At 56.0% G+C, this 8,954-nt stretch carries 20 protein-coding genes; all 20 read right to left on the reverse strand.

The features are described 5' to 3' along the window. The 20 genes from rpmD to rpsJ all read right to left on the reverse strand — a co-directional run bounded on the left by rpmD (position 1) and on the right by rpsJ (position 8,788). The gene (rpmD, locus tag ACF8GF_RS24565) at positions 1–177 is read right to left on the reverse strand and encodes a 50S ribosomal protein L30 (RefSeq protein WP_003255463.1); all 177 of its coding nucleotides are present in this window, start codon (positions 175–177) and stop codon (positions 1–3) included. A 2-nt stretch (positions 178–179) separates the two neighbouring features. Then, positions 180–680, reverse strand: coding sequence for a 30S ribosomal protein S5 (gene rpsE / locus ACF8GF_RS24570; RefSeq protein ID WP_003255465.1), 501 nt, complete (start codon positions 678–680; stop codon positions 180–182). Between the two features lie 3 nt (positions 681–683). Next, positions 684–1,034, reverse strand: a complete 351-nt coding sequence (gene rplR / locus ACF8GF_RS24575; RefSeq protein WP_003255467.1) for a 50S ribosomal protein L18 — start codon at positions 1,032–1,034, stop codon at positions 684–686. A gap of 10 nt (positions 1,035–1,044) precedes the next feature. After that, on the reverse strand, positions 1,045–1,578 hold the full coding sequence (rplF, locus tag ACF8GF_RS24580; RefSeq protein WP_003255469.1) for a 50S ribosomal protein L6: 534 nt from the start codon (positions 1,576–1,578) through the stop codon (positions 1,045–1,047). 12 nt (positions 1,579–1,590) lie between these two features. Next, on the reverse strand, positions 1,591–1,983 hold the full coding sequence (gene rpsH / locus ACF8GF_RS24585) for a 30S ribosomal protein S8 (protein WP_003255471.1): 393 nt from the start codon (positions 1,981–1,983) through the stop codon (positions 1,591–1,593). A 208-nt stretch (positions 1,984–2,191) separates the two neighbouring features. Beyond that, positions 2,192–2,497, reverse strand: coding sequence for a 30S ribosomal protein S14 (gene rpsN, locus ACF8GF_RS24590; RefSeq protein WP_110637824.1), 306 nt, complete (start codon positions 2,495–2,497; stop codon positions 2,192–2,194). A 13-nt stretch (positions 2,498–2,510) separates the two neighbouring features. After that, the gene (rplE, locus tag ACF8GF_RS24595; protein WP_003255474.1) at positions 2,511–3,050 is read right to left on the reverse strand and encodes a 50S ribosomal protein L5; all 540 of its coding nucleotides are present in this window, start codon (positions 3,048–3,050) and stop codon (positions 2,511–2,513) included. Between the two features lie 20 nt (positions 3,051–3,070). Further along, entirely contained in the window at positions 3,071–3,385 is a 315-nt protein-coding gene (gene rplX, locus ACF8GF_RS24600; RefSeq protein WP_003255476.1) for a 50S ribosomal protein L24, read from the reverse strand. Between the two features lie 11 nt (positions 3,386–3,396). Further along, entirely contained in the window at positions 3,397–3,765 is a 369-nt protein-coding gene (gene rplN / locus ACF8GF_RS24605) for a 50S ribosomal protein L14 (RefSeq protein WP_002555479.1), read from the reverse strand. Between the two features lie 23 nt (positions 3,766–3,788). After that, positions 3,789–4,055: a 30S ribosomal protein S17 gene (gene rpsQ / locus ACF8GF_RS24610; RefSeq protein ID WP_003255478.1), complete on the reverse strand. Its 267-nt coding sequence runs from the start codon at positions 4,053–4,055 to the stop codon at positions 3,789–3,791. A gap of 2 nt (positions 4,056–4,057) precedes the next feature. Next, positions 4,058–4,249 carry a 50S ribosomal protein L29 gene (rpmC, locus tag ACF8GF_RS24615; RefSeq protein WP_002555481.1) on the reverse strand — a complete coding sequence of 64 codons (192 nt, stop codon included), beginning with the start codon at positions 4,247–4,249 and terminating at the stop codon, positions 4,058–4,060. Then, a complete protein-coding gene (rplP, locus tag ACF8GF_RS24620) occupies positions 4,249–4,662 on the reverse strand; it encodes a 50S ribosomal protein L16 (RefSeq protein ID WP_003255479.1) in 414 nt (137 codons plus the stop codon). The genes rpmC and rplP overlap by 1 nt, the downstream gene beginning before the upstream one ends. A 12-nt stretch (positions 4,663–4,674) precedes the next feature. Continuing rightward, entirely contained in the window at positions 4,675–5,361 is a 687-nt protein-coding gene (gene rpsC, locus ACF8GF_RS24625; protein ID WP_003255481.1) for a 30S ribosomal protein S3, read from the reverse strand. 13 nt (positions 5,362–5,374) lie between these two features. Continuing rightward, positions 5,375–5,707, reverse strand: a complete 333-nt coding sequence (gene rplV, locus ACF8GF_RS24630; protein WP_003103908.1) for a 50S ribosomal protein L22 — start codon at positions 5,705–5,707, stop codon at positions 5,375–5,377. Between the two features lie 11 nt (positions 5,708–5,718). Then, positions 5,719–5,994 (reverse strand): 30S ribosomal protein S19, encoded by a 276-nt coding sequence (gene rpsS, locus ACF8GF_RS24635; RefSeq protein WP_003255482.1) that lies wholly within the window; start codon positions 5,992–5,994, stop codon positions 5,719–5,721. A 16-nt stretch (positions 5,995–6,010) separates the two neighbouring features. Next, entirely contained in the window at positions 6,011–6,835 is an 825-nt protein-coding gene (gene rplB, locus ACF8GF_RS24640) for a 50S ribosomal protein L2 (protein WP_003255483.1), read from the reverse strand. A 14-nt stretch (positions 6,836–6,849) separates the two neighbouring features. Continuing rightward, entirely contained in the window at positions 6,850–7,149 is a 300-nt protein-coding gene (gene rplW / locus ACF8GF_RS24645) for a 50S ribosomal protein L23 (RefSeq protein ID WP_003255484.1), read from the reverse strand. Beyond that, the gene (gene rplD, locus ACF8GF_RS24650; protein ID WP_003255485.1) at positions 7,146–7,748 is read right to left on the reverse strand and encodes a 50S ribosomal protein L4; all 603 of its coding nucleotides are present in this window, start codon (positions 7,746–7,748) and stop codon (positions 7,146–7,148) included. The genes rplW and rplD overlap by 4 nt, the downstream gene beginning before the upstream one ends. A gap of 12 nt (positions 7,749–7,760) precedes the next feature. Continuing rightward, positions 7,761–8,396 carry a 50S ribosomal protein L3 gene (gene rplC / locus ACF8GF_RS24655; RefSeq protein ID WP_003255486.1) on the reverse strand — a complete coding sequence of 212 codons (636 nt, stop codon included), beginning with the start codon at positions 8,394–8,396 and terminating at the stop codon, positions 7,761–7,763. Between the two features lie 80 nt (positions 8,397–8,476). After that, positions 8,477–8,788 carry a 30S ribosomal protein S10 gene (rpsJ, locus tag ACF8GF_RS24660; protein WP_003186070.1) on the reverse strand — a complete coding sequence of 104 codons (312 nt, stop codon included), beginning with the start codon at positions 8,786–8,788 and terminating at the stop codon, positions 8,477–8,479. Between the last annotated feature and the right edge of the window lie 166 nt (positions 8,789–8,954).

The following is an 8,954-nucleotide window of genomic DNA, read 5'->3' on the forward strand; positions in this document are numbered from 1 at the left end:
TTAGCCCTCGACCTTCAGCATGTAGTAAGCCTTGTTGATCATCCCGCGGTTCTCGGGAGTATCCTGGACTTCTACAGTGTGACCGATGCGACGCAGACCCAGGCCTTTAACACACAGCTTGTGGTTAGGCAGACGGCCCGAGACGCTCTTGATCAGCGTTACTTTTACGGTTGCCATGATCAGAAGATCTCCTCGACGCTCTTGCCACGCTTGGCGGCAATGGATTCAGGAGATTGCATGGCTTTCAGACCCTTGAAGGTGGCGTAAACCACGTTCACTGGGTTGGTCGAACCGTAGCACTTGGCCAGAACGTTCTGAACACCAGCAACTTCCAGGACAGCACGCATTGCGCCACCGGCGATGATACCGGTACCTTCCGAGGCAGGCTGCATGTAAACCTTCGAGGCGCCGTGGGCAGCCTTGGTGGCGTACTGCAGGGTGGTGCCCTTCAGGTCAACCTGGATCATGTTGCGGCGAGCAGCTTCCATGGCTTTCTGGATCGCGGCTGGTACTTCGCGCGACTTGCCACGGCCGAAGCCAACACGACCTTTACCATCACCAACCACGGTCAACGCGGTGAAGGTGAAGATACGGCCGCCTTTTACGGTTTTGGCAACGCGGTTAACTTGAACCAGCTTCTCGATGTAGCCTTCGTCGCGCTTTTGATCGTTATTTGCCATAACTTAGAACTCCAGCCCGCCTTCACGAGCAGCATCAGCCAGCGCTTTGACGCGGCCATGGTACTTGAAGCCGGAACGGTCAAAGGCAACTTGAGATACACCGGCGGCTTTCGCACGCTCAGCTACCAGCTTGCCAACCTTAGTGGCCGCGTCGATGTTGCCAGTGGCGCCATCACGCAGGTCTTTGTCCAAGGTCGAGGCGCTTGCCAGAACCTTGCTGCCGTCGGCCGAAATGACCTGGGCGTAGATGTGCTGCGAGGAGCGGAACACGCACAGGCGCACGACTTCGAGTTCGTGCATCTTGAGACGTGCTTTGCGAGCGCGACGCAGTCGAATAACTTTTTTGTCGGTCATTTACTAGGCCCTACTTCTTCTTGGCTTCTTTACGACGGACTACTTCGTCCGCGTAACGCACACCTTTACCTTTGTAAGGCTCTGGCGGACGGAAGTCGCGGATTTCAGCGGCCACCTGACCTACCAGCTGCTTGTCGATACCCTTGATCAGGATGTCGGTCTGGCTAGGTGTTTCAGCGGTGATACCGGCTGGCAGTTCGTAGTCCACTGGGTGAGAGAAGCCCAGGGCCAGGTTCAGGACGGTGCCTTTAGCCTGTGCCTTGTAACCAACACCGACCAGCTGGAGCTTGCGCTCGAAGCCTTGGCTTACGCCTTGGACCATGTTGTTGACCAGAGCGCGGGTGGTACCGGCCATGGCACGAGCTTGCTGGTCACCATTGCGAGCGACGAAACGCAGCTCACCAGACTCTTCGGTAACTTCAACAGACGAGTGAACGTTCAGTTCGAGAGTACCTTTGGCACCCTTCACCGAAAGCTGCTGACCGGCGAATTTGACTTCGACACCGGATGGCAGCTTAACGGGGTTCTTAGCGACGCGAGACATGTCTATCCCCCCTTAGAACACTGTGCACAGAACTTCGCCGCCGACACCGGCAGCGCGCGCAGCGCGATCCGTCATCACACCTTTGTTGGTGGAGACGATAGACACGCCCAGACCGCCACGTACTTTCGGCAGATCGGTGACGGCCTTGTACTGGCGCAGGCCTGGACGGCTGGAGCGCTTCAGTTCCTCGATGACCGGACGGCCTTCGAAGTACTTCAGTTCGATCGACAGGGAAGGCTTGGCCTCACCAGTTACCTGGTAGCCAGCGATGTAACCTTCGTCCTTCAGAACTTTGGCAACCGCGACCTTCAGGGTAGAGGAAGGCATGCTTACGACGGACTTTTCAGCCATCTGGGCATTACGGATGCGAGTTAGCATGTCCGCTAACGGGTCCTGCATACTCATGGGCTAGATGCTCCTGATACAAGAATTATTAGCCTTGCGGCTATGACAACCACCCGAACGGATTGGGCAAAAACCCAGGCTCAGGTGAGCCGGTCATTCTAGACACAAGGCAGAAACGAAACAAGCCCCATATAGGGGCTTGTTTGTTGGCGAGGTCACCGGCGGTCGGAAGATTGCTCCCCTTCCACCAGCGCCTTGCCTGCAGCGATTACCAGGAGGCCTTGACCAGACCCGGCACGTCACCACGCATTGCAGCTTGACGCAGCATGTTACGGCCCAGGCCGAACTTACGGTATACACCGTGAGGACGACCGGTCAGGCGGCAACGGTTGCGCAGGCGCGAAGCGCTAGCGTCACGTGGCTGCTTCTGCAGAGCGACAACGGCAGCAAAACGCTCTTCTGGAGAGGCATTCTGGTTAACGATGGTCGCTTTCAGCTCAGCACGCTTCTTGGCGAACTTTGCTACCGTGAGCTGACGCTTCAGCTCGCGGTTCTTCATGCTCTTCTTGGCCATTTTCCTACTCCAATCAGTTGCGGAACGGGAACTTGAAAGCACGCAGCAGAGCGCGGCCTTCGTCGTCCGAACGAGCAGTGGTGGTCAGGGTGATGTCCAAACCGCGCAGAGCATCGATCTTGTCGTAGTCGATTTCCGGGAAGATGATCTGCTCTTTCACGCCCATGCTGTAGTTGCCACGACCATCGAAGGACTTGGCATTCAGGCCGCGGAAGTCGCGAACCCGAGGCAGGGAGATCGCCAGCAGGCGGTCCAGGAATTCGTACATCTTGTCGCTACGCAGGGTCACCTTGACGCCGATCGGCCAGCCTTCGCGGACTTTGAAGCCAGCGATGGATTTGCGAGCGAAAGTCACGACCGGCTTTTGACCGGTGATCTTTTCCAGGTCGGCAACAGCGTGCTCGATGACTTTCTTGTCGCCGATCGCTTCGCCCAGACCCATGTTCAGGGTGATCTTGGTAACGCGCGGAACTTCCATCACGTTCGACAGCTTAAGTTCTTCCTTAAGCTTAGGAGCGATTTCGTTCCGGTAAATCTCTTTCAGTCGTGCCATGGTCTTCTACCTAGCAGTGTTCAAGCATCAACCGCTTTTTGGGTCGACTTGAAGACACGAATTTTTTTACCGTCTTCTACTTTGAAACCAACGCGGTCAGCCTTGTTGGTTTCACCGTTGAAGATGGCAACGTTGGAAGCGTGCAGAGGCGCTTCTTTCTCGACGATACCGCCCTGTACGCCCGCCATCGGGTTAGGCTTGGTATGACGCTTGACCAGGTTCACGCCACCGATAACCAGACGGTCATCAGCCAGAACCTTCAGCACCTTACCGCGCTTACCTTTGTCTTTGCCGGCGATCACGATGATCTCGTCGTCACGACGAATCTTTTGCATGTCGGATCTCCTTACAGCACTTCAGGGGCGAGCGAGACGATCTTCATGAACTTCTCAGTACGAAGCTCACGGGTCACTGGCCCGAAGATGCGAGTGCCGATCGGCTCTTGCTTGTTGTTCAGCAGAACAGCAGCGTTGCCGTCGAAACGAATGATGGAACCGTCAGCGCGACGAACACCGTGACGGGTACGTACGACAACAGCGGTCATCACTTGGCCTTTTTTGACCTTACCGCGCGGAATTGCTTCCTTGACGGTAACCTTGATGATGTCACCGATGCCGGCGTAACGGCGGTGCGAACCGCCGAGTACCTTGATGCACATGACGCGACGAGCGCCGCTGTTATCGGCCACATCGAGCATGGATTGAGTCTGAATCATAAAATTTCTCCGACCCCTAGCCCTTAGACTTCAACAGCGCGTTCGAGGACTTCAACCAGTGCCCAGGACTTGGTCTTGGCCAGCGGACGGGTTTCACGGATGGAAACCTTGTCGCCGATCTTGCACTGGTTGGCTTCGTCGTGCGCGTGCAGCTTAGTCGAACGCTTAACGTATTTACCGTAGATCGGGTGCTTTACGCGACGCTCGATCAGAACGGTGATGGTCTTGTCCATTTTGTCGCTGACGACACGGCCAGTCAGCGTACGGACGGTTTTTTCAGCTTCAGCCATGATCACTTACCTGCCTGCTGGTTGAGCACAGTTTTCACGCGAGCGATGTCACGCTTAACTTGCGAGAGCAGGTGCGACTGCCCCAACTGGCCAGTTGCTTTCTGCATACGCAGATTGAACTGGTCGCGCAGCAAGCCGAGCAGTTGCTCGTTCAGTTGCTGTGCCGATTTTTCACGAAGTTCATTCGCTTTCATCACATCACCGTCCGCTTAACAAAGGAGGTGGCGAGAGGCAGCTTTGCAGCAGCCAGGGCGAAAGCTTCGCGCGCCAGCTCTTCAGAAACACCCTCGATCTCGTACAGGACTTTGCCTGGCTGAATCTGGGCAACCCAGTACTCCACGGAGCCCTTACCTTTACCCATACGAACCTCGAGAGGTTTCTTGGAGATCGGCTTGTCCGGGAACACACGGATCCAGATCTTACCGCCACGCTTAACGTGACGGGTCAGTGCACGACGTGCAGACTCGATCTGGCGAGCGGTGAGGCGACCGCGAGCAACAGCTTTCAGGGCGAATTCGCCGAAGCTGACTTTGCTACCGCGCAGTGCCAGACCACGGTTGTGGCCAGTCATCTGCTTGCGGAATTTTGTACGCTTTGGTTGCAACATTTGGCGTACCCCTTACTTAGCAGCTTTTTTACGAGGCGCTGGTGCTTGTGGTTTCAGTTCTTCTTGGCGACCACCAATAACTTCGCCCTTGAAGATCCAAACCTTCACACCGATCACACCGTAAGTGGTGTGAGCTTCGTAGGTGTTGTAGTCGATATCGGCACGCAGGGTGTGCAGAGGCACACGACCTTCGCGATACCACTCGGTACGAGCAATCTCAGCACCGCCGAGACGACCGCTCACCTGGATCTTGATGCCCTTGGCACCAATACGCATGGCGTTCTGTACCGCGCGCTTCATGGCGCGACGGAACATTACACGGCGTTCCAGCTGCTGAGCTACGCTCTGCGCAACCAGCATAGCGTCGAGTTCCGGCTTGCGGATCTCTTCGATGTTGATGTGCACAGGCACACCCATCTGCTTGGTCAGGTCCTGACGCAGCTTCTCGACATCTTCACCTTTCTTACCGATAACGATACCGGGACGAGCGGTGTGGATGGTGATGCGTGCAGTTTGAGCCGGACGATGAATATCGATACGGCTTACGGACGCGCTTTTTAGTTTGTCTTGGAGGTACTCACGCGTTTTCAGATCCTTCAACAGGTAATCTGCGTAAGTAGCACCGTCTGCGTACCAGACGGAGGTGTGCTCCTTGACGATTCCCAGGCGAATGCCAGTGGGATGTACTTTCTGACCCATCTGATCGACTCCGTTACTTGTCCGCAACCTTGACAGTGATATGGCAAGACCGCTTGACGATGCGATCAGCACGGCCTTTGGCACGTGGCATGATGCGCTTCAGCGAACGCCCTTCGTTGACGAAGACGGTGGAGACCTTCAGGTCATCAACGTCTGCGCCTTCGTTGTGTTCGGCGTTGGCTACGGCCGACTCGAGGACTTTCTTCATGATTTCAGCGGCTTTTTTGCTGCTGAAGGCCAACAGGTTGAGCGCTTCGCCCACCTTCTTCCCGCGGATCTGGTCGGCGACCAAGCGGGCTTTCTGGGCGGAGATGCGAGCGCCCGACAACTTAGCGGCTACTTCCATTTCCTTACCCCTTAACGCTTGGCTTTCTTGTCAGCCACGTGCCCGCGATAGGTGCGGGTACCGGCGAACTCGCCCAGTTTGTGGCCGACCATGTCTTCGTTCACGAGAACTGGAACATGCTGGCGACCGTTGTGAACCGCGATGGTCAGACCGACCATTTGTGGCAGGATCATCGAGCGACGCGACCAGGTTTTAACTGGCTTGCGATCGTTCTTCTCCACCGCCACTTCGACCTTCTTCAACAGGTGAAGATCGATAAAAGGACCTTTTTTCAGAGAACGTGGCACTGTCGTATCCCTCTAGTTACTTGCGACGACGGACGATCATGTTGTCGGTACGCTTATTACCACGGGTTTTAGCACCCTTGGTTGGGAAGCCCCATGGCGATACCGGATGACGACCACCGGAGGTACGACCTTCACCACCACCGTGTGGGTGGTCAACCGGGTTCATGGCAACACCACGAACGGTTGGGCGAACGCCGCGCCAGCGTTTGGCACCAGCTTTACCCAGCGAACGCAGGCTGTGCTCGGAGTTCGAGACTTCGCCCAGGGTCGCACGGCACTCAGCCAGGACTTTACGCATTTCACCAGAGCGCAGACGCAGGGTCACGTAGACACCTTCGCGAGCGATCAGCTGAGCCGAAGCACCAGCGGAACGAGCGATCTGAGCACCTTTACCCGGCTTCAGTTCGATGCCGTGAATGGTGCTACCTACTGGAATGTTGCGCAGCTGCAGGGAGTTACCGGCCTTGATTGGGGCCAGGGCACCTGCGATCAGCTGGTCGCCAGCGCTCACGCCCTTAGGCGCGATGATGTAGCGACGCTCACCGTCTGCGTAGCACAGCAGGGCGATGTGAGCAGTACGGTTCGGATCGTATTCGATACGCTCGACAGTGGCTGGAATGCCATCTTTGTCGTTGCGACGGAAGTCGACCAGACGGTAATGCTGCTTGTGACCACCACCAACGTGACGAGTGGTAATGCGGCCATTGTTGTTACGACCACCAGACTTCGATTTTTTCTCGATCAGCGGTGCGTGAGGAGCGCCTTTGTGCAGCTCCTTGTTGACCACCTTGACCACGAAACGGCGGCCAGGGGAAGTCGGTTTGCATTTAACGATTGCCATGATGCACCCCTTCCTTACTCAGCACTGCTGCTGAAATCGAGATCTTGGCCTGGCTGAAGGGAGACGATCGCCTTCTTCCAGTCATTACGCTTGCCCAGACCACGTGCGGTACGCTTGGTTTTACCCAGAACGTTAACAGTCGACACGTTTTCAACTTTTACGTTGAACAGGCCTTCGACAGCTTTCTTGATTTCCAGCTTGGTTGCATCAGTAGCAACCTTGAATACGAACTGGCCTTTCTTCTCAGCCAGAACGGTAGCCTTCTCGGAAACGTGCGGGCCAAGGAGGACTTTGAATACGCGTTCCTGGTTCATCCCAGCAGCTCCTCGAATTTCTTCACGGCCGAGACAGTGATCAACACTTTCTCGTATGCGATCAGACTGACCGGGTCGGAACCTTGTACGTCACGTACATCGACGTGCGGCAGGTTACGAGCAGCCAGGTACAGGTTCTGATCAACAGCGTCGGAAACGATCAATACATCGCTCAGACCCATGCCGTTCAGCTTGTTCAGCAGATCTTTGGTTTTCGGTGCTTCAACAGCGAAGTCCTGAACCACGACCAGACGGTCGCTACGCACCAGCTCAGCGAGGATGGAGCGCAGAGCTGCGCGATACATCTTCTTGTTGAGCTTCTGCGAGTGATCTTGTGGGCGAGCTGCGAAGGTTACACCACCGCCACGCCAGATCGGACCACGAGTGGTACCAGCACGAGCACGGCCAGTACCCTTCTGACGCCATGGGCGCTTACCGCCACCAGCCACGTCGGAACGGGTCTTCTGCTGCTTGGTGCCCTGACGGCCGCCGGCCATGTAGGCCACGACTGCTTGGTGAACCAGCGTCTCGTTGAATTCGCCACCGAAAGTCAGTTCGGAAACTTCGATCGCCTGAGCGTCATTTACATTAAGTTGCATGTCAGTTTCCCCTTAACCGCGAGCCTTGACAGCTGGACGTACAACCACGTCGCCGCCAGTAGCGCCAGGTACGGCACCCTTGATCAGCAGCAGGTTGCGCTCAGCGTCTACGCGAACTACTTCCAGGGACTGAACAGTCACGCGCTCGGCGCCCATGTGACCGGACATTTTCTTGCCCTTGAACACACGACCAGGAGTCTGGCACTGGCCGATGGAACCAGGAACACGGTGCGACACGGAGTTACCGTGGGTGTTGTCCTGACCACGGAAGTTCCAGCGCTTGATGGTACCGGCGAAGCCTTTACCTTTGGACTGACCAGTAACGTCAACCAGCTGGCCTGCAGTGAAGAGTTCAGCTTTGATCAGATCGCCAGCCTGGAAATCGCCTTCTTCAAGACGGAACTCCCAAACACCGCGACCAGCGGCAACGTTGGCCTTGGCGAAGTGGCCTGCCTGAGCGGCAGTCACACGCGAAGCACGACGCTCGCCGACAGTGACTTGCACTGCACGGTAGCCATCGGTTTCTTCAGTTTTGAACTGGGTGACGCGATTCGGCTCGATCTCAATGACCGTGACCGGAATGGAGACACCTTCTTCGGTGAAAATGCGGGTCATACCGCACTTGCGACCGATTACACCAATAGTCATGTTGTAAACCTCATGAGTGTACGGGGCTTTCACCCGCTATGGCCGCCCATTTCAGAGCGTTACACGACTAGACCGAAGTCTTAGCCGAGGCTGATCTGTACTTCCACACCTGCCGCCAGATCAAGCTTCATCAGCGCGTCAACGGTTTTATCCGTTGGCTGGACGATGTCCAGAACACGCTTATGAGTGCGAATCTCGTACTGGTCGCGCGCGTCTTTGTTGACGTGCGGGGAAACCAGAACGGTGAAACGCTCTTTGCGGGTAGGCAGTGGAATTGGACCACGCACTTGTGCACCAGTACGTTTCGCGGTTTCCACGATTTCCTGGGTGGATTGGTCGATCAGGCGATGGTCGAAAGCCTTCAACCTGATACGGATTTGCTGATTTTGCATTGGATTTCAGACTCCAGGCTGTTCCCAACGGACGCACTACGCCCGCTAAAAGGAGGCGTGATTCTATAGACGCCCCCATTTAGTGTCAACCCAATAAAAAAAACCCCCGCTGAGCGGGGGTTTTTTTCAATCGGTCGAGTGATTACTCGATGATTTTGGCCACAAC

Source organism: Pseudomonas sp. yb_5 (assembly GCF_043103865.1).
Lineage (GTDB): Bacteria > Pseudomonadota > Gammaproteobacteria > Pseudomonadales > Pseudomonadaceae > Aquipseudomonas > Aquipseudomonas putida_Y.

Excerpts from the sequence above, each read along its gene's own strand:
- rpmD (WP_003255463.1), bottom strand. The coding sequence starts at position 177 with ATGGCAACCGTAAAAGTAACGCTGATCAAGAGCGTCTCGGGCCGTCTG.
- rpsE (WP_003255465.1), bottom strand. The coding sequence starts at position 680 with ATGGCAAATAACGATCAAAAGCGCGACGAAGGCTACATCGAGAAGCTG.
- rplR (WP_003255467.1), bottom strand. The coding sequence starts at position 1,034 with ATGACCGACAAAAAAGTTATTCGACTGCGTCGCGCTCGCAAAGCACGT.
- rplF (WP_003255469.1), bottom strand. The coding sequence starts at position 1,578 with ATGTCTCGCGTCGCTAAGAACCCCGTTAAGCTGCCATCCGGTGTCGAA.
- rpsH (WP_003255471.1), bottom strand. The coding sequence starts at position 1,983 with ATGAGTATGCAGGACCCGTTAGCGGACATGCTAACTCGCATCCGTAAT.
- rpsN (WP_110637824.1), bottom strand. The coding sequence starts at position 2,497 with ATGGCCAAGAAGAGCATGAAGAACCGCGAGCTGAAGCGTCAGCTCACG.
- rplE (WP_003255474.1), bottom strand. The coding sequence starts at position 3,050 with ATGGCACGACTGAAAGAGATTTACCGGAACGAAATCGCTCCTAAGCTT.
- rplX (WP_003255476.1), bottom strand. The coding sequence starts at position 3,385 with ATGCAAAAGATTCGTCGTGACGACGAGATCATCGTGATCGCCGGCAAA.
- rplN (WP_002555479.1), bottom strand. The coding sequence starts at position 3,765 with ATGATTCAGACTCAATCCATGCTCGATGTGGCCGATAACAGCGGCGCT.
- rpsQ (WP_003255478.1), bottom strand. The coding sequence starts at position 4,055 with ATGGCTGAAGCTGAAAAAACCGTCCGTACGCTGACTGGCCGTGTCGTC.
- rpmC (WP_002555481.1), bottom strand. The coding sequence starts at position 4,249 with ATGAAAGCGAATGAACTTCGTGAAAAATCGGCACAGCAACTGAACGAG.
- rplP (WP_003255479.1), bottom strand. The coding sequence starts at position 4,662 with ATGTTGCAACCAAAGCGTACAAAATTCCGCAAGCAGATGACTGGCCAC.
- rpsC (WP_003255481.1), bottom strand. The coding sequence starts at position 5,361 with ATGGGTCAGAAAGTACATCCCACTGGCATTCGCCTGGGAATCGTCAAG.
- rplV (WP_003103908.1), bottom strand. The coding sequence starts at position 5,707 with ATGGAAGTAGCCGCTAAGTTGTCGGGCGCTCGCATCTCCGCCCAGAAA.
- rplB (WP_003255483.1), bottom strand. The coding sequence starts at position 6,835 with ATGGCAATCGTTAAATGCAAACCGACTTCCCCTGGCCGCCGTTTCGTG.
- rplW (WP_003255484.1), bottom strand. The coding sequence starts at position 7,149 with ATGAACCAGGAACGCGTATTCAAAGTCCTCCTTGGCCCGCACGTTTCC.
- rplD (WP_003255485.1), bottom strand. The coding sequence starts at position 7,748 with ATGCAACTTAATGTAAATGACGCTCAGGCGATCGAAGTTTCCGAACTG.
- rplC (WP_003255486.1), bottom strand. The coding sequence starts at position 8,396 with ATGACTATTGGTGTAATCGGTCGCAAGTGCGGTATGACCCGCATTTTC.
- rpsJ (WP_003186070.1), bottom strand. The coding sequence starts at position 8,788 with ATGCAAAATCAGCAAATCCGTATCAGGTTGAAGGCTTTCGACCATCGC.